Annotated in this window: 19 protein-coding genes; 13 read left to right on the forward strand and 6 right to left on the reverse strand. The window is 41.8% G+C overall.

Annotated elements, in window-relative coordinates; translation table 11 throughout:
- Window positions 1-100: 100 nt before the first annotated feature.
- The 8 genes from exaC (at window position 101) to K1F36_RS12100 (ending at window position 7,167) form a co-directional block, all read left to right on the forward strand.
- Entirely contained in the window at window positions 101-1,624 is a 1,524-nt protein-coding gene (exaC, locus tag K1F36_RS12065; protein WP_220114048.1) for an acetaldehyde dehydrogenase ExaC, read from the forward strand.
- A gap of 1 nt (window position 1,625) precedes the next feature.
- A complete protein-coding gene (locus K1F36_RS12070; protein WP_220114049.1) occupies window positions 1,626-2,012 on the forward strand; it encodes a DUF779 domain-containing protein in 387 nt (128 codons plus the stop codon).
- 63 nt (window positions 2,013-2,075) lie between these two features.
- Complete coding sequence (gene yidD / locus K1F36_RS12075; protein WP_220114050.1) at window positions 2,076-2,297, forward strand: membrane protein insertion efficiency factor YidD; 222 nt, start codon at window positions 2,076-2,078, stop codon at window positions 2,295-2,297.
- A gap of 66 nt (window positions 2,298-2,363) precedes the next feature.
- Window positions 2,364-3,326, forward strand: a complete 963-nt coding sequence (lgt, locus tag K1F36_RS12080) for a prolipoprotein diacylglyceryl transferase (protein ID WP_220114051.1) — start codon at window positions 2,364-2,366, stop codon at window positions 3,324-3,326.
- A 4-nt stretch (window positions 3,327-3,330) separates the two neighbouring features.
- Window positions 3,331-3,816 (forward strand): DUF192 domain-containing protein, encoded by a 486-nt coding sequence (locus tag K1F36_RS12085; RefSeq protein ID WP_220114052.1) that lies wholly within the window; start codon window positions 3,331-3,333, stop codon window positions 3,814-3,816.
- Window positions 3,817-4,341: a GNAT family N-acetyltransferase gene (locus tag K1F36_RS12090; protein WP_220114053.1), complete on the forward strand. Its 525-nt coding sequence runs from the start codon at window positions 3,817-3,819 to the stop codon at window positions 4,339-4,341.
- A gap of 30 nt (window positions 4,342-4,371) precedes the next feature.
- Entirely contained in the window at window positions 4,372-5,622 is a 1,251-nt protein-coding gene (locus K1F36_RS12095) for an ATP-binding cassette domain-containing protein (RefSeq protein WP_220114054.1), read from the forward strand.
- Window positions 5,623-5,703: 81 nt separating this feature from the next.
- Window positions 5,704-7,167, forward strand: coding sequence for a glycosyltransferase (locus tag K1F36_RS12100; RefSeq protein WP_220114055.1), 1,464 nt, complete (start codon window positions 5,704-5,706; stop codon window positions 7,165-7,167).
- A 61-nt stretch (window positions 7,168-7,228) separates the two neighbouring features.
- On the opposite strand, the gene secDF is transcribed toward K1F36_RS12100, so the two are convergent.
- The gene (gene secDF, locus K1F36_RS12105) at window positions 7,229-10,195 is read right to left on the reverse strand and encodes a protein translocase subunit SecDF (RefSeq protein ID WP_220114056.1); all 2,967 of its coding nucleotides are present in this window, start codon (window positions 10,193-10,195) and stop codon (window positions 7,229-7,231) included.
- Between the two features lie 224 nt (window positions 10,196-10,419).
- Window positions 10,420-11,346 (reverse strand): malate dehydrogenase, encoded by a 927-nt coding sequence (locus tag K1F36_RS12110; protein ID WP_220114057.1) that lies wholly within the window; start codon window positions 11,344-11,346, stop codon window positions 10,420-10,422.
- Window positions 11,347-11,588: 242 nt separating this feature from the next.
- Between K1F36_RS12110 and K1F36_RS12115 the strand changes: the two genes are divergently transcribed.
- Window positions 11,589-11,960: a hypothetical protein gene (locus K1F36_RS12115; RefSeq protein WP_220114058.1), complete on the forward strand. Its 372-nt coding sequence runs from the start codon at window positions 11,589-11,591 to the stop codon at window positions 11,958-11,960.
- 79 nt (window positions 11,961-12,039) lie between these two features.
- Here K1F36_RS12115 and K1F36_RS12120 read toward each other — a convergent pair whose 3' ends face one another.
- From K1F36_RS12120 to asnB, 3 genes are all read right to left on the reverse strand, one after another.
- Complete coding sequence (locus K1F36_RS12120; protein WP_220114059.1) at window positions 12,040-13,050, reverse strand: DUF6588 family protein; 1,011 nt, start codon at window positions 13,048-13,050, stop codon at window positions 12,040-12,042.
- A gap of 73 nt (window positions 13,051-13,123) precedes the next feature.
- Complete coding sequence (gene gyrB / locus K1F36_RS12125) at window positions 13,124-15,064, reverse strand: DNA topoisomerase (ATP-hydrolyzing) subunit B (protein ID WP_220114060.1); 1,941 nt, start codon at window positions 15,062-15,064, stop codon at window positions 13,124-13,126.
- A 254-nt stretch (window positions 15,065-15,318) separates the two neighbouring features.
- Window positions 15,319-16,989, reverse strand: coding sequence for an asparagine synthase B (asnB, locus tag K1F36_RS12130; protein WP_220114061.1), 1,671 nt, complete (start codon window positions 16,987-16,989; stop codon window positions 15,319-15,321).
- Between the two features lie 234 nt (window positions 16,990-17,223).
- On the opposite strand from asnB, the gene K1F36_RS12135 reads away from it, so the two are divergent.
- Entirely contained in the window at window positions 17,224-17,757 is a 534-nt protein-coding gene (locus K1F36_RS12135; protein ID WP_220114062.1) for a DUF2911 domain-containing protein, read from the forward strand.
- Between the two features lie 80 nt (window positions 17,758-17,837).
- Here K1F36_RS12135 and K1F36_RS12140 read toward each other — a convergent pair whose 3' ends face one another.
- The gene (locus K1F36_RS12140; protein ID WP_220114063.1) at window positions 17,838-19,457 is read right to left on the reverse strand and encodes an amidohydrolase; all 1,620 of its coding nucleotides are present in this window, start codon (window positions 19,455-19,457) and stop codon (window positions 17,838-17,840) included.
- Window positions 19,458-19,612: 155 nt separating this feature from the next.
- Between K1F36_RS12140 and K1F36_RS12145 the strand changes: the two genes are divergently transcribed.
- From K1F36_RS12145 to K1F36_RS12155, 3 genes are all read left to right on the forward strand, one after another.
- Window positions 19,613-20,776, forward strand: coding sequence for a helix-turn-helix domain-containing protein (locus tag K1F36_RS12145; protein WP_220114064.1), 1,164 nt, complete (start codon window positions 19,613-19,615; stop codon window positions 20,774-20,776).
- A 319-nt stretch (window positions 20,777-21,095) separates the two neighbouring features.
- The gene (locus tag K1F36_RS12150; RefSeq protein WP_220114065.1) at window positions 21,096-24,200 is read left to right on the forward strand and encodes a SusC/RagA family TonB-linked outer membrane protein; all 3,105 of its coding nucleotides are present in this window, start codon (window positions 21,096-21,098) and stop codon (window positions 24,198-24,200) included.
- Window positions 24,201-24,209: 9 nt separating this feature from the next.
- Complete coding sequence (locus K1F36_RS12155) at window positions 24,210-25,778, forward strand: RagB/SusD family nutrient uptake outer membrane protein (RefSeq protein ID WP_220114066.1); 1,569 nt, start codon at window positions 24,210-24,212, stop codon at window positions 25,776-25,778.
- Window positions 25,779-25,786: the final 8 nt, after the last annotated feature.

Consider the following 25,786-nt stretch of genomic DNA (forward strand, 5'->3'; position numbering starts at 1 on the left):
TAGAATACGTCAGATATACAGAGTTCAAAATCAATACTTTTAGAATCAGTCACTTGCCAAAAGTGAGAAAGAACATAAAATTAACTTTAACAACAGTATTATGAGCAATGTACAAACTACTGAACGCGATGTTTTGGAAAAACCAAAGTTCAAAGATCAGTATGAAAATTTTATCGGTGGCAAATGGACCCCACCGACCAAAGGAGAATATTTTGACAATATTTCCCCTGTTGATGGGAATGCGTTTACTAAAATTGCACGTTCCACTGCGGAAGATGTGGACAAGGCAATAGACGCCGCTTGGGCCGCTGCCCCAGAATGGAACAATTCATCCGCAACATACCGCAGCAACTTGCTGTTGAAGATTGCCGATGTAATGGAAAAAAATCTTGAAGTATTGGCCCGTGCAGAAACATGGGACAACGGTAAAGCCTTAAGAGAGACCAGAGCGGCCGACATGCCGTTGGCCGTGGACCACTTTAGATACTTTGCAGGTGTAATCCGTGCGGAAGAAGGTTCGGTAAGTGAATTGGACAGCAACACCGTATCCATGAACATTATGGAACCCCTTGGTGTAGTCGGACAGATCATACCTTGGAACTTCCCCATCCTGATGGCCGCCTGGAAATTGGCTCCCGCCTTGGCCGCAGGAAACTGTGTCGTTCTAAAACCTGCGGAACAGACACCTGTAGGCATATTAATACTGATGGAGCTGATAGAAGACATCCTTCCGGCCGGTGTACTCAACATCATCAACGGATTTGGTATTGAAGCTGGAAAACCTTTGGCATCGAGTTCTAGAATCAAAAAAATCGCCTTTACCGGAGAGACCACAACGGGTCAATTGATTATGCAATATGCATCAAAAAACATCATACCCGTTACTTTGGAATTGGGCGGTAAATCCCCCAATGTTTTCTTTGAAAGCATTATGGATGCCGATGACGAATTCTTCGACAAATGTTTGGAAGGTGCCGTTATGTTTGCATTGAACCAAGGCGAAGTCTGTACTTGTCCATCAAGGATTTTGGTACAAGAAAGCATTTATGATAAATTCATCGAACGTGTGGTGGAGCGAACCAAAGCCATCAAACTGGGCCACCCATTAGATCCAGACACCATGATGGGCGCGCAGGCCTCCAACGACCAGTTTGAAAAAATCATGAACTACATCCAAATCGGTAAAGAAGAAGGGTGTGAAGTGTTGGCCGGTGGTGAAGCCGCTTATAACGAAGGCTTGGAAGGCGGATATTACATACAGCCCACTATTTTAAAGGGAAACAACAAAATGCGCGTGTTCCAAGAAGAAATTTTTGGACCTGTAGTCTGTGTAACCACCTTTAAAGATGAAGCAGAAGCATTGGAAATCGCAAACGATACCCTGTACGGACTGGGCGCCGGAGTTTGGACACGCGATATGCACCAAGCCTACAAAATCTCCCGTCAGATACAAGCCGGTAGGGTTTGGGTAAATTGCTACCATAATTATCCAGCACACGCACCGTTCGGAGGATACAAAAAGTCGGGTATCGGTAGAGAAAATCATAAAATGATGCTCAGCCATTACACCCAGACCAAGAATATGCTGATTTCCTACGATAAGAACAAATTGGGCTTTTTCTAGGATGGAGAATTTGATAAAACGCGTGTTGGTTTCGGACAACGCCATAAAAATCATAGACCAGTTAAGGGAGCGCCATGGCGAACTCATGTTCCACCAGAGCGGAGGCTGCTGTGACGGCTCCTCCCCCATGTGTTTTCCAAAAGGCGAGTTGATGCTCAACGAAAATGATGTAAAATTGGGCACCCTCCATGGATGTGATTTTTTTATGAGCAAGGACCAGTTCGAGTACTGGAAGCAAACACAGCTTACGGTCGATGTGACTACGGGACGTGGTGCCAGTTTTAGTCTGGAAATTCCGCTGGGACTCCGTTTTGTCATCAAATCGCGCATGTACACGGATGAGGAACGGGAACATCTTGAACCCGTTCAATCTGCTGAAGAAGTATAATCCAAGCCCCGACTTTGTCGGGGCTTTTTGTTACCTTGCCCCTATCCTACACTTGAGGTTCACATGAAGAAAATTTTGATAGCGCCATTTGTACTGTTGGTACGGTTTTACCAACTCTTTATCTCCCCCATGCTTCCCGCAACATGCCGCTATTCACCAACTTGTTCGCAATACACGTTGGAAGCCCTAAAAAAGCATGGGCTGTTCAAAGGAGGATGGTTGTCCCTTAAGCGAATTGTCAGTTGCAATCCTTGGGGTGGAAGCGGTTACGACCCTGTACCCTGAAAAATTGCACTTTAATTAACCCGTGCAACCATTCAAAGTAGTTATATTAGTCCAAAATTTAGATAAATGTATTTTCTCGGATTTGATTGGAACCCCGAAGGAACCCTGTTTAAATTGGGTTTCATACAGATAAAATATTATAATTTATTGTGGATTGCCGCCTTTGTTCTAGGCTGGTTCATTATGAAGAAAATCTTCCTGAACGAAAAGAAATCCATGGAGAAACTGGATTCCCTTTTTATTTACACCGTGGTATCGATAATGCTCGGAGCACGTTTGGGGCACGTTTTCTTTTACGATTGGGACTACTACAAGGACCATTTAGCGGAAATCCTGCTACCCATACGAGAAAGTGCGAACAGCAACCTTTTTGGTATCATAAACGGGTATGAGTTTACTGGATTTACCGGTTTGGCAAGTCACGGTGCCACTATTGCCGCCATTATTGGAATATGGCTGTACACCCGTAAATGGAAAGACATTAAAATGCTTTGGTTATTGGACCGGTTGGTGATACCATCCGCCATTGGTGCTGCATTTGTTAGGTTCGGTAATTTTTTCAATTCCGAAATCAATGGAAAAGTAGTCGACAAGTCCTATTTTTTAGCGACACGATTTATCCGTGATTCGGATGATATGCCAGCGTATCAGGCCATGGCCTTGACCAAGGAGCAAACTCCTAATGCTGCCTATAAAGCCATTCAGCACAATCCGGAATTCTCCGAAGTGCTACAATCCATTCCTTTCCGTCATCCCGCACAATTGTATGAAGGATTTTGCTACGTTTTGGTATTCATCACACTTTACCTTCTTTACTGGAAAACAGATTGGAAAAACAAACCAGGCTTCCTTTTTGGATTGTTTATGGTACTGTTGTTCGTGGTACGTTTCTTCGTGGAATTTTACAAAAAGAGTCAAGGTGGATTCGAAGATACATTAGGGATGCTCTCCACAGGACAATGGCTTAGTATACCCATGATTTTAATAGGGGTGTATTTTATGGTAAAACCAGAACCTGTAGAACTATAACAGTATGGGAAAAATCGGAAAAATAGCGCTCTTGGTCTTTGTCATTGTTTCCGCATCGTGCAAATCGGAGCCTAAACAATCCATCAAAACGGAAAATGTATCCTTCACCAAAGAAGGTGAGCTTAACATCCTATCATCGGAAACAGACTCCATTAAAGCCAATTTTGATATAGAGATTGCAGAAACGGAGTACGAGACCCTCACAGGGCTCATGTATAGAAAGTCCATGCAGCAAGACCGAGGAATGTTGTTTATTCAACCAGAAGAAGCTGAGCAGAATTTTTATATGAAGAACACCGAAATCCCTCTGGATATTATTTATATCAACTCTGGAATGAAAGTCGTTAGCTTCCAAAAAAATGCAAAACCTTTGGATGAGAGCAGCCTGCCTTCAAGAGCTCCTGCAAAATATGTATTGGAAATAAATGCGGGACTTTCCGACCAATTGGGGTTGCAAGTAGGCGATAGCATTTCCTTTTCCCGCAATTAAATGTCGAAATACCTTTTAGAAAACCAAACCTCGGAAAGGCTGATTTTTCGTAAGCTGAAAGAATCGGACTTTGAGGAATGGTTGCCCTTTTATCACAATCCAAAATCCACCCAATATTGGGAAGGTCTTCCTGCCGACCCTATTGAAGCCTGTACATCTCAATTTGACAGGGTTTTTGAACGCTACGAAAATGACTTGGGCGGCATGAACGCTCTTATTTCAAAAGAAACAGGTGAACTGGTCGGGATTTGCGGTTTGCTTGTCCAGATGGTGGATAATATCGAGGAACTGGAGATTGGATACTCAATTCTACCTAAATTTTGGTTACAAGGCTATGCTTTTGAAGCTGCACAAAAATGTAAGGAGTTTGCTTTCGAAAACAGTATCTCGGATTCTTTGATTTCCATTATCCATGTGGACAACGTACCTTCTCAAAAAGTGGCTCAAAAAAACGGTATGTTTTTGGACAAAACCACTACGTACAAGAATAATCCGGTCCATATTTTTCGGGTAAAGCGAGGATAATCGTAATTTTAAGGCCTTACGTTATTCTCCATGAAGCTATCCAAAAGCTACGCTATCCTTACCCAAAACAATTCGAACACCGACCAATTAGTTCAAAATTTGCTCCGCAATCACGCTGTTCCAGGTTTGACCGAGTTTCAGCAACTGGACGGCCTTCTCTTTTCCCGTTCAGAAATCAATAGGTATATGGACGAAGAGGAGCGACATGATATCAAAATACTGACAAAGGACAGCGAACAGGCTTTAAAAACCATGAGCAGTGGTGAACAGAAAAAAGCTTTGCTCAACTATTTATTGGATCAAGATCCTGATTTTATCATCCTCGTAAATCCTTATGATAATTTGGACGTGGCCACGCAGGCCCAACTCAAGGAACAACTTCAGGATATCGCTTCAAACAAAATCGTGGTTCAGTTGGTAAGTAGGCTGGATGATATTTTGCCTGATACGACCCATTTTTTCAAACTGGATGGAGAGAGCTTGCATCAATATGAATCCCCTGATGCTTTTTGGGAAGAAAATAAAACTGAATCCATCAATTTCAATGGAACAATACCCCCACCGTTATCCCCTATCAGTATTGACTTAAAGGAACTGGTCAGCTTCAAAAAGGTATCGGTAAGTTTTGATGGACGCAAAGTACTTGACGAAATCGATTGGACTATCAAAAAAGGGGAGTTTTGGCAACTCATTGGCCCTAACGGCAGTGGCAAGTCTACACTTTTATCGATGATTACCGGTGATAGCCACAAAGGATACGGTGAAGATTTGACCATTTTTGGACAAAAAAAGGGAAGTGGTGAAAGTGTCTGGGACCTGAAACAAAAAATTGGATACTACACGCCAGCAATTACGAATAAATTTCGTGGTTACCACACCTTGGAAAATATGATTATCTCGGGGCTCCATGATTCCATTGGACTGTATGTTCTGCCAACCGATAGTGAAAAACAATTGGCCAATGAATGGTTACATCTGTTAAACTTAAAAAACAGAAAGAATGATCACTTTCGAGACCTCTCTGTTGGCAACAAACGCTTGGTGATGATGGCACGCGCAATGGTAAAACACCCTCCCTTACTTATTTTGGATGAACCCACAGCAGGTTTGGATGATTCCAGCGCAAATTTATTTGTAGCGTTGGTAAACAAAATAGCCAAGGAAAGTGACTCCACTATTGTTTTTGTTTCGCATCGCAAAGAGCCACAGTTAGATCCCGAGTATATTTTTGAACTTCGCCCATCGGAAAATGGTTCAAAAGGAACTACATCAAGTATTTAATTGACTCATAAAGAAACACTTAAACAAATCAGCTGTTTTTTTGCTATCTTATAGGGAATTCAACATTTAACCCTCCCTTACATGCAAAAGATTACTGTAAAGCCAGGTGCCAAACTTGTGGATTACAAGGCGTACGGCTCCCTCTACTCCTCTGTTCTAGATTTCACGGATCAGTCCAAAGAACCTATTGAATCACTTAAAGGCCGAACCATCTGGATGATAAATTCCACTGCCATTGGTGGTGGGGTCGCCGAAATGCTCCCGAGTCAAATGAGAATTTTACGGGAACTTGGCGTTTCCATTGAATGGCTCGTCATAGAAGCAAAAAAGGATGCCTTTTTTGACCTGACCAAACGTATACACAATGCCATTCACGGAAGCGGCAATGGCATTTTTACGGAAGAAGACCGGAAAATTTATGAGGAAGTCAACCAAAATAATCTATCCAAGGCCTTGGAACTTATCAATGATGGAGATATTGTTGTGGTACATGATCCCCAGCCCATGCCATTGGCCGCAATGATCAAAAAGAAAAAAAACGTTTCTATTATTTGGAGGTGCCATATTGGTCTGGAAGATGATACCGACGTTACCGATGCCGTTTGGAAATTTTTGGAACCCTACACTAACGATTATGATCATTTTGTTTTTAGTCTGCCATCCTACGTTCCAAACCCCTTGAAAAACAGAACCTCTATTATACCACCTGCTATTGATCCTTTGAGTCATAAGAACCGGGAACTGCAATTGCACAAGTGCATCGGAATTTTATATCAATCTGGCATACTGGATGATCATAAGGCCATTCTTTATCATCGATATAAACATTTAGTGAGAAGGGTAATGCCAGATGGTTCTTTTGATGTGTTGGACGCTGGAAAAAACCTAGATCTGATTTATCGTCCAATAGTTACCGAGATCTCAAGATGGGATCGCCTAAAAGGTTTTAAGGAACTGATGGAGGCTTTTATCAAAATGAAGGTGGACAATCGAAAAAATGGCGACCCCAAAAGTCTGGAGTACAAACGTATTGAAATGACATTGTTGGTGTTGGGTGGCCCTGACCCTGCATTTGTTTCCGACGATCCAGAAGGTAAAGAGGTCCTCAAAGAATTGACAGAAACCTACAAAACGGTGGATAAAGACATGCAGAACGATATCGCCATTTTATTACTGCCATTGGACAATCCAAAAGAAAATGCATTGATTGTAAATGCACTTCAGCGTTCATCCAGCATTATTGTACAGAACTCCATTCAAGAGGGATTCGGACTTACGGCAACGGAAGCGATGTGGAAAAGAAAACCTGTTCTGGTTTCCAATGCGGCCGGACTCAAATATCAGGTGGTTGATAACAAAACAGGGAAGATCAACCAAGATCCAACCGACATTGAGAACTTATCCAAAACCTTGGCCTATATGCTCAATCATCCAAAAGAAAGGGATAAATGGGGTTTTAACGGGCAGCTCAGGGTCATCCAGAACTTCACTCTTTTCAGTCAATTATTATCATGGCTGGGAACATTATCCACAAACAAAGCGTAAAACAAAGGCCCTCCAAATTGAGGGCCTTTATTATAAAAGTGTAATATAAAAAAACGAAAAACTATGCTCCTGTAGCAGCAGCAATTTTCTTCTTTAATGAGTCGAACATCACAGGTGTTGCGATAAATACGGAAGAGTATGTACCTACAATTACACCTACGATCATTGCAAACATAAATCCTCTTAGGCTTTCACCTCCAAAAATGAAGATGGCCAACAACACGATCAACGTGGTTAGCGAGGTGTTCAACGTTCTACTCAAAGTGCTGTTCAATGCATCATTAATATTTACTCCATCATTGAATCCCTTTAGGGCTGTAATCTCACGGATACGGTCGAATACTACCACCGTATCGTTCAGTGAGTACCCGATTACCGTAAGGATTGCCGCAATAAAGGCTTGGTCGATTTCCATATTAAATGGCATGATGCTTCCTGTTAGCGAGAAAATACCCAACACGATCATTACATCGTGGAATACCGCAACCACGGCACCCAATGAGAATTGCCATTTTCTAAATCGCAATAAGATGTATAGGAAAACTACCGCCAAGGAACCGATAATGGCCAAGAATGCATTTTTCTTGATATCATCTGCGATGGTCGGACCCACTTTAACGGATTGTAGGATTCCGATTGATTTCTCGGATGCACCCACGGTGAAGTCGTCAAAAGAGGTACCATCTGGCAAGTATTTTTGTAATGTGGTGTAAAGTTTATTTTGAATTTCCGTGTCCACTTCCACACCTTCTTCGTCCACTTTGTATGGTGTAGTCACCTTGATTTGATTGGCATCACCAAAGGTTTTCACCATGGTTCCACTACCAAATTCAGTATTGAGTTCAGAAGCAATCTCTGAAGGATTCACTGCTTTCTCAAAACGGATTTGATACGAACGTCCACCAATGAAATCAACACCTTGGTTCAATCCTTTGGTAAGCAAGGAGAATACACTTACCGCTACTAAGATTCCAGAAACAATGTAAGCAATCTTACGCTTGGACAAGAAATCGATGTTCATCTTGGTGAAAAGATTCTTGGTAATCCCCGTACTGAAATCCAATCGTCTACCTTTTTTACTAGTATAGGCCTCAATCATCAATCTGGTCACAAATATGGCCGTAAACAAGGAAGTAACAATACCTATCATCAATGTAGTGGCAAAACCTTTAATTGGTCCAGACCCAAAGATGAAAAGGATAATTGCCGTTAATCCAGTAGTAATGTTGGCATCCAAAATAGAAGACAAGGCATTTCCAAAACCATCGGCAATGGCTTGGGCTTTTCCTTTTCCACGGGCCAATTCTTCTTTTATCCTCTCAAAGATAAGTACGTTGGCATCTACCGACATACCAATGGTCAAAACGATACCTGCGATACCTGGCAATGTCAACACAGCACCAAGGCTGGTCAATACTCCAAAAATCAACAAAATATTGAATACCAATGCGATGTCTGCGAACACCCCTGCTCTACCGTAGTAGAAAATCATCCATACCAACACAAAAATCATAGCGATGACAAAGGACATAAATCCACTGTCGATAGCTTCTTGTCCCAAGGATGGCCCTACGACTTCGGACTGGATAATATCTGCGGAAGCAGGAAGTTTACCTGCACGTAGTACGTTAGCGATATCTTTTGTTTCGTTTACAGTAAATGTACCTGTAATCTCTGAACGCCCGCCAGAAATTGGTCCTGAAGAAACACCCGGTGCCGTGTACACTTTGTTGTCCAAAACAATGGCGATACCTGTCTGGTTGTTATATGCATCACCCGTCAACGCTTCCCACTCTTTTGCACCACGAGTGTTCATGGTCATACTAACAGCAGGTTTATTGAATTGATCAAAGGTATCCTGTGCGTCGGAAACTACATCTCCGCTAATTCTGGGCGTACCTTCCCTGTTGGATTTCAAGGCATACAAATCAACAATTTCGGCATCTTGTGCCGGACGCTCCCAAAGGAACTTGGTAAATTGAATATCATTTGGCAACAACCTTCTGATCTCTGGCATTCTCAAGTACTCGCCTAGTTCGGCGGTATCGGAAACCATGGCCCTTGCAATGGCGTGACTACCTGGATTAGCAGGAATAAGTTTGCCCAAAATAGGATTGGCCTGAGCGGTCATGTCCAAAGAATCCTGTGAAACATCGGAAAGCAATGAATCGATTTCGGATTCAGGTTTTGCTTCGGTATCTTCTTTTGCTTCGGGCTTCAAGATTTCTTTTAAACGCTCATTGGCACTTACCAAAAAGTTTCCAATGCTGTTGTTGCTCTGTGGATAGGTTTCCCAGAACTCCAATTGTGCGGTACTGGATAACAATTCCTGTGCACGGGCAATATCCCTTGCTCCTGGAAGCTCAACTAAGATTCGGCCAGAATTTCCTTCTCTTTGGATGTTTGGTTGGGTTACCCCAAAACCATCGATACGCTCACGAAGTACTTCGAATGCAGATACAATGGATTCATCAATCTTTCTTCTGATGACTGGCTTCACCTGATCATCCGTCATTTGAAAATTGATGTCATCGCTAAGACCTTTATTGGCAAAAATATCCGGTGATGCCAATTTGGTGTCTCCTTTTATTTTGTCAAAAGCCTCAAAAAACAGCTCCAAGTAAGTATTATCACTACTCTTGGATGCTTCATCCGCATCGGCCAATGCTTTGTTGAAAACTGGGTTCTTGGTATTGTTGGCCAAGCCTTTCAAGATATCCTTAACGGAAATCTGCAGGGTAACATTGATACCGCCTTTAAGGTCCAATCCTTTGTTCAACTCTTTCGTCTTGGCATCTTCATAGCTCGTAAAGCCCAAAACAGTGTTATCACTGATCGAGTCCAAATACGATGCCTCTAAAGCTTCACGCTTTGCAACATAATCTTCCTCAGCCTCCGAAATTTGGCTAACTGCGTATGCTTCAGCGTCTCCCTCCAACTTGTTAGTGATGAAAGTATAAGACAACTGATAGATGCTCACCAAGCCAAAAAGGATCGCGAAAAGCCTTATAAGTCCTTTATTCTGCATTGATTGTTAATTTTTTAGAAGTTTTCTTAAACAGCGTGCAAATATATCATTTCCGATAACATTTGACAATAGAAATTGATGTAATTGCAATTACGGTTGATGGTTACGCTGTTAAAATAAAAATGTCATTCCAGACAAACCTTTAAATTTCCATCCAAATTGATGGCAAAACTCTTTGAGGTCGCGTCCGAAATGACATTTTAGTTGGTTATTGTTGATTTGGTCTAGACTTCTAGAAGTCCGTTTGTTTTTTTAACGCCTTCTGCACTCTCTTGCATTTTGGCTTTTTCTGCATCGGACAATTCGATTTCAACGATTTTTTCGATACCTCCTTTACCCAAAATAACTGGGACACCGATACAAATATCATTCAATCCGTACTCACCCTCCAATAGTGTGGAGCATGGGAACATTTTCTTTTGGTCACATGCAATGGCCTGTACCAATCCAGATACCGCGGCACCAGGAGCATACCATGCACTTGTTCCCAACAATTTGGTCAAGGTGGCACCTCCAACTTTGGTTTCTTCCACGACCCAGTTCATTTTACCCTCGGACAAAAATTCGGAAACTTTTACACTGTTTCTAGTGGCATGACCAATTAGAGGAACCATCCCCGTATCACTGTGTCCACCGATTACCATACCGTCCACATCAGAAATCGGAGCTTCCAATGCTTCAGCCAGTCTATATTTAAAACGTGCGCTGTCCAAAGCACCGCCCATTCCAATAATTCTATTCTTTGGTAATCCAGTTGCCTTGTGTACTAAATAGGTCATGGTATCCATAGGGTTGCTCACTACTATTATAGTTACCTCTGGAGAGTGCTCGATAAGGTTTGTTGCAACAGTTTTTACGATGCCAGCGTTGATGCCGATCAACTCCTCGCGCGTCATACCCGGTTTACGTGGAATCCCAGAGGTGATCACTGCGATATCACTACCTGCTGTTTTACTGTAATCGCTGGTGCTTCCTGTTATTTTGGTGTCAAAACCGTTCAAAGAGGCCGTCTGCATCAAATCCATGGCCTTACCTTCGGCATATCCTTCTTTGATATCCAATAAAACAACTTCTGCCGCAAAATTTTTCATTGCTATGTATTCTGCACAGCTTGCTCCCACTGCGCCTGCTCCAACTACGGTAACTTTCATTTGTATAGATTTAAATTTTAGTCTTCAAAAATAATGCATTTGACGCAGAAAGAAGCTGACTTTTACCAGTTTTAGCGCGTCAATCCTATCAAATTATACCTTCTCAAAGTTATTTTGAAGCGGAGAAAAGCCGATTACAATGGTTTGTATCTAAAAAAAGAAATATTTTATAAGTTTTATGCAATAGATTCCTACAAAGCTACGTTCTTATAGTCCCAAATTTAACGTAACCTACTTGACCTATGAAAAAGCTCTTTTCATTGTTGTCGATTGTTGGCATAATCGCCATAAGCAACTGTACTCGCGTACCAGAGAACCACGACCCTATTCTGGGCATCTGGGCAAAAACTGAATCTTCTAGTATTGAGGACAAAAATTCCAGCACCGTTCGCGAAGAATGGATTTTCAACGATGTATACCTAGGCAGGTACCAAAGGTATTCGAACTCCAAATTGATTTTTTACACTGATTTTAAGTGGTCCCAAGAAAAAGGAACCTATTCCATTATTTACGGTGATCCCGAAGTAACGGACATTACCGTAAGCTTGGAAAAAGCAAAAACACCAGAGATATTGACCTTGGATAATGGCTCGGTCTTCGCCACCAGGGAATGACGTGAAGACTACATATATGAAAATAGGAGGCCCCTTTATGGGGCCTTCTTTAGTTTTGGTCGGTTGATTTGTTTTCTTTCTATCTGAATCCGAAGTTAACACCAAAGGTGAAGGTGCTGAATTCAGCTATATTATATTCAGCATTAAGCCTAAAAAAGCCAAGTTTTAATTTAGTGCCCAGCGTGGCGGCTACCCCACTTGCATTCTTTGACACCGTAAAAGGGTCCTCTACGGTCTCCGAAAAGAAAGGTCCATTTGCCTGATAGGTCCCCAGCAAGTCGATGTCCGATTTACCGGTAATGTACCCAAGCCCCCCATAAAAATTGATTACAGGAATGTTTTTTGTTGAAACGACAGCACTAAAATTCCAAGTTTTAAAGCTTGCATCGATTCTTTGATTACTTCCATCAATAAAGTCAGAGTCCGTAAAATCATACTCTCCATTTAAATTGGTATATCCTATGACCGCTGAAATGGCGACAGGCATTACCTTGTCCGCGGGCAATATTTTAGTGAAATCGTATTGCAATCCTGCGCCAAAGAGCCCGAGTTTTGCGTCGTCATCAAATTTTATTTTTGGTAAAAAGCGTGCTTTGACTTCCAGCCCCTTGACCAAACCAACACTTGCTTGGATATATCCCGATGGGATAAAATTTAGGTTTTCCGATGAAAGTCCCGAAGGAAGCACAAAGTCCTCACGGAACACACCGCTTTGGTCTTCAACAAATACCTCTACTCCCTCAATGTCACCTAAAGCGGTTGATACCATTCTGGCTTGGCCAGGGTTTTGCACAAAGTCCAAGTTTTCATAATCCGCTGGGTCCAACAAAAATGCCTTTTTATCATCTTTGTTCTTAAAGCCTGTGATGTTTCCAATGATTGAAATTTCGAATCCGCCCAAGGGTTTAGCATCCGCAGTATTGTACCATCCATTGGAAATGCTGTAAATGGCTCCTTCAGAAACGGGAGACAAATAGGCATTGGCAAATCGTTCTGCATCCGCCACACCTGAAACAAAGATATCGTTCAAATCTTGGGCCTTGCCCATGGTCACGGAGACCAACGCTAGGGCTACAATTATTCTTTTCATAATCTTGAAGTTTTACCCAAAACTAAAAAACTCGCCCTACGAAGGCGAGTTTTTGTTGTGAAATGCTTGTTATCTATACATCTATATTGGCATAGACGGCATTTTTCTCTATAAATTCACGTCTAGGTGGGACTTCGTCCCCCATTAACATAGAGAATATTCGGTCGGATTCCGTTGCATTGTCAATCTGAACCTGACGCAACTTTCTAAAATCTGGATTCATAGTGGTATCCCAAAGCTGCTCGGCATTCATCTCACCAAGACCTTTGTAACGTTGGATACCTGCTCCCCCACCCATTTCTGCATTGATTGCATCACGGTCCTTATCGTTCCACGCATAGCGTTTTTTGGCACCCTTTTTCACCAAATACAATGGCGGAGTGGCAATATATACGTGCCCGCCTTCTATCAGCTCTCTCATATAACGGAAGAAGAAAGTTAAAATCAAAGTTTCAATGTGGCTACCGTCGACATCCGCATCACACATGATGACCACCTTGTGATAACGAAGTTTATCCAAGTTCAACGCCTTACTGTCCTCTTCGGTTCCGATGGTAACACCTAAAGCCGTGTAAATATTCTTGATTTCCTCGTTTTCAAAAACCTTGTGCTGCATGGCTTTTTCCACGTTCAAAATCTTACCACGCAATGGCAATATGGCCTGAAAATTCCTGTCCCTTCCCTGTTTTGCCGTTCCACCTGCGGAATCCCCCTCCACAAGGAACACTTCGCATTTGGTCGGGTCTTGCTCGGAACAGTCGGATAATTTCCCTGGCAGCCCGCCTACACTCATCGGGTTTTTACGCTGAACCATTTCACGCGCCTTCGCAGCAGCATGTCTAGCTTGAGCGGCCAGCTTTACTTTTTCCACAATTTGCTTGGCATCATCTGGATTTTCTTCCAAATAATCTGTCAACATTTCGGAAACGGCTTGACTTACCGCACTGGTGACTTCGCGGTTACCTAATTTAGTTTTTGTTTGACCTTCGAACTGCGGTTCTGCAACTTTTACAGAAACAATGGCCGTTAGTCCTTCACGGAAATCATCTCCGGATATTTCGAACTTTAATTTGTCCAACATCCCGGAATTATCCGCATACTTTTTCAAAGTAGTTGTCAAACCTCTTCTAAAACCTGAAAGGTGCGTACCTCCTTCGTGTGTGTTGATATTGTTTACATAGGAATGAAGGTTTTCGGAATATCCTGTGTTGTAGACCATGGCCACTTCTACAGGTATACCGTTTTTTTCGCCCTCCATGGAAACTACGTTCTGAATCAAAGGCTCTCTGTTTCCATCCAAGAATTTGATGAATTCCTTCAGACCTTCTTCGGAATGGAAAGTTTCTGAAATAAATTCACCCTTTTCGTCCTTGTTCCTTTTATCCGTAAGCCTAATGGTGATCCCTTTGTTCAAATAGGCAAGCTCGCGCATTCTATTGGACAAGGTTTCATAATTATATTCTGTTGTCTGGGTAAAAATGGTATCATCTGGAACAAAGGTCACTATGGTACCTGTTTCCTTGCTCTCCCCTACACTTTTAACGGGATAAAGGCTTTTTCCTCTTTCGTATTCTTGCTCCCAGATTTTACCATCACGATAAACTGTCGCTTTCAACCTAGTCGACAATGCGTTGACACAAGATACACCGACACCGTGGAGTCCTCCGGAAACTTTATAGGAATCCTTATCGAACTTACCACCTGCACCAATTTTGGTCATTACCACCTCAAGGGCAGAAACTCCTTCTTTTTTATGAAGGTCCACAGGAATACCCCTACCGTTATCTTCGGTGGTTATGGAGTTATCTTCATTGATGGTCACCTCGATTTTATCGCAATAACCGGCCATCGCCTCATCGATGGAGTTATCCACAACTTCATAGACCAAATGATGCAATCCTCTGACCCCTACATCTCCAATATACATGGAAGGTCTCATACGTACGTGCTCCATTCCCTCGAGGGCCTGGATACTATCCGCGGAGTATTGTTTCTTGTTAGCTTCTTCGCTCATATATTTTCTGTATTTGCCTCAAAAATTCAAATCTTACAAATATAATCAATACCCTGTGTAAATGGCCTTAAACTGCTTGTTGGACACCCTAAGTTATCAACAAAAACTGTGGAAAACGACTTAGTTTGGAGCTTATACCCTCCTACTGCTACAGACAACTAAAAAGCCCCTTGGATAAGGGGCTTTTCGGACTAATTAAAAAATGAAACTAGTTAGATTACTGCTTCATAACGTTTGGTTGGTTTAAACGGGGGTTATTTCACATACGCATCGGTATGAACCTTAGCCACGGCTCTTCCCGATGGGTCATTCATGTTCTTGAAAGCTTCGTCCCACTCCAAGGCAATTTTGGTACTACAGGCCACTGATGGCTCTTGTGGTACACTCAACGCTGCCGCATCCGACGGGAAATGACTTTCAAAAATTGAACGATAATAATATTCTTCTTTCGATGTAGGTGTCTGAATCGGAAACTTGAAATGGGCATTCTCCAATTGCTCGTCGGTAACCTCTTCGGCCACTACGGCTTTTAAAGTATCTATCCAACTATATCCTACACCATCCGAAAATTGTTCCTTTTGTCTCCATACCACACTGTCCGGCAAATAATCTTCAAACGCTTTCCGCACTACCCATTTCTCCATTCGTTCGCCATTGATCATCTTATCTTTTGGATTGATGCTCATTGCTACATCCATAAACTCTTTGTCCAAGAAAGGTACACGCCCTTCAATACCCCAAGCGGCCAATGACTTGTTTGCCCTAAGACAATCGTACATGTGGAGCTTATCCAGTTTTCTCACTGTTTCTTCGTGAAAATCCTTTGGGCTTGGAGCTTTGTGAAAATACAGGTATCCACCAAACAATTCATCCGCCCCTTCACCTGAAAGCACCATTTTAATACCCATGGATTTAATCACCCTTGCCATTAAGTACATTGGAGTTGAAGCTCTTATAGTTGTAATATCGTAAGTTTCTAGGTTATATACAACATCTTTTATCGCATCTAGCCCTTCTTGAATGGTAAATTTGATTTCGTGGTGCACTGTTCCGATATGATCGGCCACTTTTTGGGCAGCAGCCAAATCAGGCGAACCTTCCAACCCTACCGAGAAAGAGTGCAATTGCGGCCACCAAGCATCGGCAGTATCTCCGGACTCAATTCGTTTTTGGGAATATTTTTTTGCAATTGCAGAAGTCACGGAAGAATCCAATCCTCCAGACAGCAATACGCCATAGGGCACATCGGACATCAATTGACGGTGAACCGCCGCCTCTAAAGCATCCTTTATTTTTTGAATACTGGTTTCGTTCTCCTTGACAGCATCGTACTCCATCCAATCACGCTTGTACCACCTAACAAATTCACCATCGGAACTATGCATGTAGTGTCCGGGAGGAAATAATTGAATCTTGGAACAAGTTCCTTCCAAAGCTTTCAATTCTGAAGCCACATAGAAAGTACCATTTTTGTCCCAACCTATATACAAGGGAATAATCCCCATATGATCACGGGCAATGAAATACTCATCCTTTTCCGAATCATAAATGGCGAAACCAAAGATTCCGTTCATCTCATCAACAAAATCAGGTCCTTTTTCCTGATACAATGCTAAAATAACCTCGCAGTCGGATTTCGTTTTAAAATCATATTTACCATCGAACTGCTTTCTGAGCTCTTGATGATTATATATTTCGCCATTAGCGGCAAGCACCAATTTGCCATCGGCGCTCAACAACGGTTGTTTTCCTGAAGCTGGATCCACGATGGCCAATCTCTCATGGGCCATAATAGCTTTTTCATTGGAATAAATCCCGCTCCAATCCGGACCTCTGTGCCTAACCTTCTTCGACATCTCCAATAATTGGGGCCTAAGCACTTCCGTACTTTCCTTCACATCAAATGCGCATACAATACCACACATAAAAATAAATTTAATAACAATCTTTAAACAAAAGTGAATTTAATTATTAAAAAACAAAACTCTTATTTCTAAAAAGATTACATATTAAAACTTTAAAATGTGAATAAATATCATTTTGTAATAAAAATTATAGTTCATCTTTTTAACCCGAGCTCCATTGTAAGGTTACTTGATTTCCCCGTCTGATTGTTTGAACAGAATTAACTAGTTTTGAAATAAACTTAAATCACGATCATGAAGAAATTAACAGTATTACTTTTAGTGCTTTGCACAGGATTGGTATTCTCAACGGATGCCGTGGCCCAAAAATTCAGTGGATTGGACAAAAGCCCTGCGGACATTGCGTATTATCCTGCTAGTTCTAAGGAAACCACCAAAGCAGCCCGCGTTATTTATAGCCGTCCACAATTAAAAGGACGTAGCTTGGCCGAATTGGCTCCTGTAGGTAAGGTTTGGAGAACAGGTGCCAACGAAGCCACAGAAATTACATTTTACAAAGATGCCACAGTTGGTGGAAAGACCATTAAAGCCGGCTCCTACTCTTTATTTACCATTCCAGGTGAAGATGAGTGGACGGTAATCTTGAACAACAATCTTCACCAATGGGGAGCCTATTCCTACGATAGTGATGCTGACGTGGTTCGTGCTACCGCCAAGGCTTCAACCGATAGCGATGAATTGGAAGCTTTTGGTATTGCTTTTGACGATGAAGGAAACTTGGTCATGGGATGGGGCACCACAAGAGCTACCTTACCCATTAGCTACTAAAAAGTTTTAGTTTTATAAATTATGAAAGCCCCAAACCGGGGCTTTTTTGTTTTCTGCATTACTATTATTAATGGAAGGTATTATTTCTTCTGAACACCGCCCAAGAAAACTTGCTCGGCAGACACATTTGGAATTTCTTCAGAGGGAATCGTCATAATATCATCGCTCAATATCACAAAGTCGGCAAATTTACCAGGCTCGATGCTTCCTTTTTCATCCTCCTCAAAATTGGAATAGGCCGCCCAGATGGTCATACCTTTTAAGGTTTCTTCTCTACTCAAGGTGTTCTCCTTTTGAAAACCGCCTTCCGGGTATTGTTCCACATCTTGACGGGCCACAGCTGCATAAAAAGTCAAGAATGGGTTTACCTGCTCTACTGGAAAGTCGGTTCCCAAGGCAACTAGACCTGCTTTATCCAATAAATCTTTATAGGCATAGGCACCTTTGACACGCTCAGCACCCAACCTATCTTCGGCCCAGTACATATCGCTAGTGGCGTGGGTAGGCTGGACCGAAGGAATAATGCCATTTTTAAAATAATCGAAATCGGATGGTGAAATCACTTGAGCGTGCTCCACCTTCCATCTGCGGTCGGTTTTGCCCTCCAATGCTTTTTCATAAGCACGAAGCACCACTATATTGGCCGAATCCCCAATAGCATGGGTGTTCATCTGATAATCGGTTGCCGAAATTCGCTGTGCAAGTGCTTCAATCTGGTCCACTGGGGTCACCATGGCCCCAAAATGACCGGGCTTATCGGAATAGGGAGCCCGTAATGCTGCTCCTCGAGAACCCAATGCACCATCACCATATACTTTTACAGAACGAACATTCAACCCTTCTGTTTTGATAATTCCTTTTTCCAAAAAGTAATCCAGATTCTCGGGATAGTTGGATACCATGGCGTACACTCGTATGGATAGTTCACCAGCTTGTTGCAGACTATCTATCAATTCGATGATATCCCTTGGCAATCCGGCATCGTTTACCGTGGTCAATCCGTAATCCAACGAAATTTTCTCGGCGTCCTTAAGTGCCTGTATTTTTTGTTCTAGACTCGCTTTTGGAATCACATTGTCAATCATTCTCATTGGGCCATCCACCAAAACTCCAGTAATACCTCCATTTTCCTTAACGATTTCACCTCCTTCAGTTTTGGTATCAATGTTTATATCAGCCATATCCAATGCTTTTTGATTTACCAAATAGGCATGACCATCTATACGTTCCAAAGCCACAGGAGTATCGGGGAACAATTCATCCAGTTTATCCTTGGTAGGGAACTCCTTTACCTCCCAATCGTTCTGGTCCCATCCTCTTCCTAAAATAAAATTGGAGGGACGCTCTTGTTGAAACGCCACTACCCGTTCCATCACTTCATCAAAACTTTGGGTTCCCACCAAATCAACCACCTGCTGATTTTGTCCCAATCCATAAAAATGACAATGGGCGTCTATTAGTCCTGGGACAATGGTTTTGCCTTGGGCATCAATCTGTTCTTGGGCTCCATATTTTGCTAAAATTTCTTCGGTACTGCCAACTTCAACAAACTTTCCATCTTTTATGGCCATACTTGATGCTTTGGAAAAATCGGCATTTACCGTATAGATATTTGCATTCGTAATGATAAGGTCAGCTTGTTCCTTATTCTCGCATGAAAAGGCAAGAAGAGCAATCACAATTAGATGGAAGTTTTTCATTTCTATCGGTTTCCTTCAAAAATAGAAAAAGTAAGGATAGGGAAATCGTGGTCACCTAAATAAAGAGCTGAATATTTTTTGAAAATTTAAATTTTAAGAATTTCGATTCATTATTATCACTACTTTTCAAAACATTTTTGATAGCTAATTTACCTATGGACATTGTATCAGCTTTTTCCTTTTGGACAAAGGCTATACTGCCTTTAAAAACTTTGGAGACCGCCATCCCCAGCGAACTCAATCTACTCCATTTTATATTCATTGGAATATCCCTTTTGGGGGCTGGAGTTGGCAGTTACCTTATTTTTTTGAAAAAACATAATCTGTACATGGGGGTTTTCATAATTGCCATGGCGGCCATTCTTCTAGAGCTTACTTTACTATGGTGGGATGGTGTTCTGCATATACCCAAAATCCCGTTTTATTCAAGTATTTCCTTTCTTTTGGGCCCATCCCTATTCCTCTATATCCAAAGAAAGGTGTATCCGCATCAAAAAATGAGGACAGCAGCAATATTGCAGTACTTCGTAATTTTTATTATTAGTTTGTTATCAATATTAATTCTGACCAACACCAATAGTGATATGCCTGGCAACGGGCTCAGACTACAAGGGGTTCAACTACTGAACAGTTACTACTTAAAGAGTTCTTATTTTGCCTTTTTCTTGGCTTTGATTATAAAACAATATATCAAGTATCGAAAACGGATTGATAGCATGGACCGAAATTGGTTAAGAATACTGGTTATTTTCTTCTTTTCAATATTTCTGATCTCAATAATAGGAGCCCTATTTAAAGATGAATTTTCACTTATTAATGTAACAAGATATATAATCGCCTACTTTTTTTCGGTTTTTATTATTATCATCTCTTTCCTGTTATATCTATTTCCTGCTATTGTTACTGAACCTTTACAAATTAGACTGAACAATACCCAAATCAAGGAAAAATACCAAAATTCCGGCTTGACCATTGCCATGGCGAGCACATTAAGATTACAACTTTTAAGTTCCATGGAGGAAAAAATGTTTTTGGATCCTACATTATCGCTGGAGACCTTGGCCAAAAAACTCAATACAGACCGTTACAGTCTCTCACAAGTTATCAATCAAGAATTCAATAAGAACTTTTATGAATTCATCAATGATTATCGCATCAATGAATGCTTGGCTCATATTGATGAAAACCCGCATCAAATAGACTCAATTTCCGACCTTATTTATGCGTCTGGATTTAACAATAAAGTATCTTTCTACAACGCTTTCAAAAAGCGAAAAAGTATGACTCCAGTCCAGTATATCAAAGCTTTAAACCAGTAATTTTTTTTGCTTTTTTTAAGTGAAAGCTACCTAGTCCAAGTTTTTTAACATAAACATAAATATCTTATTTACAAATACTTAATATAAAGTAAAGGTATATATTCGTCGGCAAACCATAAACCTAGGTCGGTCGTAATCATCATCCCATCACCTCTCATTTATTTTATCCATTGATTAAGATTAGCACGGTCATTTTTCAAAACATTATGTCGTCTAACTGGCCCATTTGTTTATTTGGATTAGTCACCAAAAAATTGACCGGCTTTTCTTAGTCAAAAACTAATTCAAAAATGATTCTATTAATTAACACTCAAATTAAATGAGAACAAAAACAAAAGTATTACTGACACTTTTGATGGCATTTGTTGTACATCTGTCTTCCGCACAGGAAAAAATGATAAGTGGTACGGTAACTGATGGGGGCGGATTGCCATTACCTGGCGTCAACGTTGTTATCAAGGGAACCTCACAAGGTACCCAAACCGATTTTGATGGTAACTATAACTTACAAGCAGAAGTGGGCCAGACCCTAGTATTTACTTATCTGGGTCAAAAAGAGACCCAAGCGACAGTTGGCGCACAGAGCGTCATAAACATACAAATGGAAGAAGACGCGCAAGCGTTGGAAGAAGTTGTAGTGGTCGGTTATGGCGTTCAAAAAAGGAAGGAAATCACAGGAGCAATTGCCAGTGTATCCGGAGGAGACATCCAAGGCCTTGTAACACCCAGTTTCGAAAGCCAATTGGCCGGTAGAGCAGCCGGTGTGCAGATTACCACAAACAACGGTATTATCGGGGAAGCTCCAAGAATCAGGATCAGGGGTCTAGGCTCAATTAGTTCTGGAACTTATCCTTTGGTAGTTGTGGACGGTATTCCGATTATTACAGGGGATATTGGGGGATATGCATCGACCAACGCACTGAACAGCATCAACCCTAATGACATTGAATCCTTTGAGATTCTAAAAGATGGTGCCGCAACAGCTATTTATGGATCTCGTGCAGCCAATGGTGTAATCTTGATCACCACCAAAAAAGGTAAAAAAGGTTCTACCCAAGTGAGTTACAATGTCGTGACCGGTTTTGCATCACCTATCAAAACCTTTGATTTGTTGAACACAGCACAGTTCTTGGAAACTGCAAACGAAAAACGTACCAACAGAGGACAAACTCCATGGGCCGTTGGAAATGAATATGACACTGATTGGCAAGGAGCTGTACTTAATTCAAACGCCCTGCAAATGGACCACAACCTATCTATAAATGGAGGAACCGATAGGACCAAATATTTCATGTCCTTAGGTTTTACCGATCAAGATGGTGTTGCCGTATCCAATAACATGAAGCGTCACAGTATCAGGACCAACCTTGAGCATGATGTGTTTGATTGGTTGACCGTTGGTGGCAACCTTGCCATCACTAGAACTGAATTAAATGGATTGAATACGGGAGGAAACTCACTTTCAGGAAACATTTTCAATGCCACCAGACAGCTTCCCAATATTCCTATTTACGACCCAAGCAACCCTACTGGTTTTAACCTATCCGCAGATGGAAGCGTAGTAGGTCAATGGGACAACACAGACCCTGTTGGCGACAATATTTCCAATATTGGCTACGTACTTGCCAATAATAAATTCCAGTCCATCTCAAACAATACTTTGGCCAGCGCTTTTGGAGAGGTGAAACTATTGGAAGGTCTTACCTACAGATTTCAGGCCAGTGCCAACAATACCATTACCAATGGATTTTTGTATTACAGCCCCATCCATGGTGACGGTAGAGGATCCAATGGTAGGTTACAAAACAACAATCAGGATTATCTACGTTGGAATACTCAGAACATCATCAACTACAACACTAGTATTGCCGATGCTCACAACATTGGTGTTACTGCTGTTATGGAATTTCAAAAAGATAAGTTCAAAAGTTTCTTTGGAACTGGTACCGATCTTTTGGATGAGTTCTACAACAAAAACTTAGTTACCGGAGCTTATGGTACACAAACTTCCGGTGGTAGTGTAACAGAAAACGGTATCAGCTCCTATGTAGGTCGTTTAAGCTATAACTTTAAACAACGTTATTTTCTTCAAGGATCTATACGAAGGGATGGTATTTCAAAATTGAGCGAAGCTACCCGTTGGAATAACTTTACCGGGTATTCTGCAGGTTGGAACATTGCCAACGAGGAATTTTTCAGTGGTTTGAACCCTGCTATTTCCCTCTTCAAGCTCAGGGGTTCATACTCTGAAGTAGGAAACACTGATATTGGAGACTATCCCTATTTAGGATTGACCTCGGCTTCACAATACGGCACCCTAAACGGTATAGCATTCACCCAATTTGGAAACGACCTATTGATTTGGGAAACCAGCAAAAAGACAGATTATGGTGTAGATTTAGGCTTCATGTCAGACAAATTGACCATCAGTTTTGACTACTATAAAAATGATATTGATGGTTTGATTCTTGATGTACCTGTTCCTCAATCATTGGGTGTGCCGGACAGTAGAATCAAGAAAAATATTGGTAATATGGTAAACGAAGGCCTTGAATTTGCCGTAAATTACACTCCTTTCAACACAGCGGATTTCAGCTGGAATGTTTCCGCTAACTTGACATTGGACAAAAACAAGATAACCAACCTTCCCGAAGGCCAAGATATTATTGGAGGTACTTCTACCAACACTAACATCGCTCCCAACTTGATTATTAGAGAGGGAGAATCCATCAACTCTATTTATGGACACAGATATTGGGGCGTTAACCCTGCTAACGGTAACCCAGTGTACTATAAAGCTGATGGTTCTTTGGTACAGGGCAACCTGGACACACAGACCTATTTTGTATTCAACCCCAGCAATCCTGGAGACCTATCAGAAGCTTCTTCTTTAAGTGCTGCGGACGACAAGTTTATTCTTGGAAACTCCTTGCCAACTTATTACGGCTCCGTAATCAACAGGTTCACATACAAAGGCTTCGATTTTAGCTTTATGTTCCGTTATAGTGGTGGCAACGAGGTATTCAATGCAACTCGTAGAGATTTGGTGACCCAAAACTTCAATAACAACTCTACTGAGATTTTGGGAAGATGGCAAAGTGCTTCCAATCCTGGAGATGGAATTACACCTAGGCTTTACGCAAGTAGCAACACCTTTACCAACCTAACAGGACATGCTACAACTAGATTCTTGGAAAAAGGTGATTTTATCAGCTTGGACAATATCACTTTGGGCTATAAACTCCCATCACTAGTAACTGATAAGTTGAATGTGGACATGGTAAGGTTCTTTATCCAAGGACAAAACCTATTGACCATTACAGACTATAAGGGCTTGAACCCGGAAATGGAGTCCAGCGGTGTAGACATTAATGGTACACCAAGATCAAAAGTATTATCCATAGGTCTAAATGTTAATCTATAATTCTTTAAAATGAAAAAGATATTCAAATACATCACCCTTTCCTTTTTCGGGATTAGTGTGATCTCATGTTCCGACGAAACTCTTTTGGACCTGAGTCCTATCAATAACATTTCGTTGAGTGACTCATATTCATCCGCCTCGTTGATCGAGAGTTCGGTTAACGGGATGTACAATGCTGCCGCAATTGGTCAGTATAACTCAACTAACCCCAATGCTGGGCGTGGATATATCTGGGGTGCTGCTTTCGTACAACAAGGGGACAACCGAGGAGAAGATGTAGTTAATACCGCTACCTTCTATCAGTTGACCTATACGGCCACCTACGACCCGACAACTGCGAACAACGTTTATTATTGGGTAGATGGCTACCGTTTGATCAACAGGGCCAACTTGGTGATTGAAGGAGTTACCACAGCAGCTGAAGCAGGTATCATTACCCAAGCTGTTGCCGATGATTATATTGGACAAGCGAAATTTTTGCGTGCCATTACACACTTTGAGTTATTGAACTTCTTTGCAAGACCCTATAACTTTTCTGCAGGCGCTTCACACCCTGGAGTTCCTTACAGGGAGGTAGGTATTGACACTCAGGCTGAAATCGATTCTGAAATCGTACTAGGCAGAAACACCGTAGCAGAGGTTTACGAAAAAGTATTGCAAGACTTGGACGATGCAGAGAGTCTGATCACCAACACATCATTGACCAAGGCGTCTGCAAACGCAGCCATCGCGTTTAAAACAAGGGTATATCTTCATATGAGAGATTGGGACGGGGTTATCGCCGAAGGCAACAAGCTTACTGGTGAATACACTTTGGAAGATTCTCCAAATGGCCCCTTTCTTGACAGTTATGGAAATTCCGAGTCAATTTTCTCATTGACACAAGCCGCAACCATGAACCCAGGTGTGAACGCTGCTTTGGCCTCACAGTACAACAGAAGAAGATTGGTGGCCATTAGTCCTATCATCTGGAGGGATCCTAGCTGGTTGGCGGACGATTTGCGTCGCGAGGACAATTCAACCGAAACGGAAGTAGGTACCGGAATGGTATTTACGGCTGGAGGAGCAAAATTCACCCTAAAATATAAAGATGGGGTAAACTATACCGATGCTTCTCCTGTTATCCGTTACGCTGAAGTATTGTTGAACATGGCCGAAGCACAAGCTAGAAGAGCAGCTGCCGATCTAGGAGCTTCCTTGTCTTTATTAAACCAAGTTAGAAACAGATCTCTTGCTGATCCAGCTACCCAAGCTTATGTAGCCGGTGATTTTGCCAATGCTGGAGAACTTGTTGGTGCAATCCTAAAAGAGAGAAGAATCGAGTTTTTAATGGAGGGCAGAAGATGGTCCGACATTCACAGACTTCAAGGAGATGATCTTCAACCCATCAACGGAATACCACAAAAGGTAGCCAATGGAACTCCTGCTGCAGAATTGTACACTTTGGGGACTCCATACGATGGTCCTTATGGTGTTCCTGCTGTGCCTTATGCAGACTTCAAGTTTCTCTGGCCAATTCCTCAGATAGAGGTCAATGCCAATCCAACTCTGGCCGAACAACAAAACCCAGGCTGGTAATACTCCAG

Source organism: Flagellimonas abyssi, from assembly GCF_019457905.1.
GTDB lineage: Bacteria > Bacteroidota > Bacteroidia > Flavobacteriales > Flavobacteriaceae > Flagellimonas > Flagellimonas abyssi.

Coding starts and splice junctions, on each gene's coding strand:
- exaC (WP_220114048.1), top strand. CDS start 101: ATGAGCAATGTACAAACTACTGAACGCGATGTTTTGGAAAAACCAAAG.
- K1F36_RS12070 (WP_220114049.1), top strand. CDS start 1,626: ATGGAGAATTTGATAAAACGCGTGTTGGTTTCGGACAACGCCATAAAA.
- yidD (WP_220114050.1), top strand. CDS start 2,076: ATGAAGAAAATTTTGATAGCGCCATTTGTACTGTTGGTACGGTTTTAC.
- lgt (WP_220114051.1), top strand. CDS start 2,364: ATGTATTTTCTCGGATTTGATTGGAACCCCGAAGGAACCCTGTTTAAA.
- K1F36_RS12085 (WP_220114052.1), top strand. CDS start 3,331: ATGGGAAAAATCGGAAAAATAGCGCTCTTGGTCTTTGTCATTGTTTCC.
- K1F36_RS12090 (WP_220114053.1), top strand. CDS start 3,817: ATGTCGAAATACCTTTTAGAAAACCAAACCTCGGAAAGGCTGATTTTT.
- K1F36_RS12095 (WP_220114054.1), top strand. CDS start 4,372: ATGAAGCTATCCAAAAGCTACGCTATCCTTACCCAAAACAATTCGAAC.
- K1F36_RS12100 (WP_220114055.1), top strand. CDS start 5,704: ATGCAAAAGATTACTGTAAAGCCAGGTGCCAAACTTGTGGATTACAAG.
- secDF (WP_220114056.1), bottom strand. CDS start 10,195: ATGCAGAATAAAGGACTTATAAGGCTTTTCGCGATCCTTTTTGGCTTG.
- K1F36_RS12110 (WP_220114057.1), bottom strand. CDS start 11,346: ATGAAAGTTACCGTAGTTGGAGCAGGCGCAGTGGGAGCAAGCTGTGCA.
- K1F36_RS12115 (WP_220114058.1), top strand. CDS start 11,589: ATGAAAAAGCTCTTTTCATTGTTGTCGATTGTTGGCATAATCGCCATA.
- K1F36_RS12120 (WP_220114059.1), bottom strand. CDS start 13,050: ATGAAAAGAATAATTGTAGCCCTAGCGTTGGTCTCCGTGACCATGGGC.
- gyrB (WP_220114060.1), bottom strand. CDS start 15,064: ATGAGCGAAGAAGCTAACAAGAAACAATACTCCGCGGATAGTATCCAG.
- asnB (WP_220114061.1), bottom strand. CDS start 16,989: ATGTGTGGTATTGTATGCGCATTTGATGTGAAGGAAAGTACGGAAGTG.
- K1F36_RS12135 (WP_220114062.1), top strand. CDS start 17,224: ATGAAGAAATTAACAGTATTACTTTTAGTGCTTTGCACAGGATTGGTA.
- K1F36_RS12140 (WP_220114063.1), bottom strand. CDS start 19,457: ATGAAAAACTTCCATCTAATTGTGATTGCTCTTCTTGCCTTTTCATGC.
- K1F36_RS12145 (WP_220114064.1), top strand. CDS start 19,613: ATGGACATTGTATCAGCTTTTTCCTTTTGGACAAAGGCTATACTGCCT.
- K1F36_RS12150 (WP_220114065.1), top strand. CDS start 21,096: ATGAGAACAAAAACAAAAGTATTACTGACACTTTTGATGGCATTTGTT.
- K1F36_RS12155 (WP_220114066.1), top strand. CDS start 24,210: ATGAAAAAGATATTCAAATACATCACCCTTTCCTTTTTCGGGATTAGT.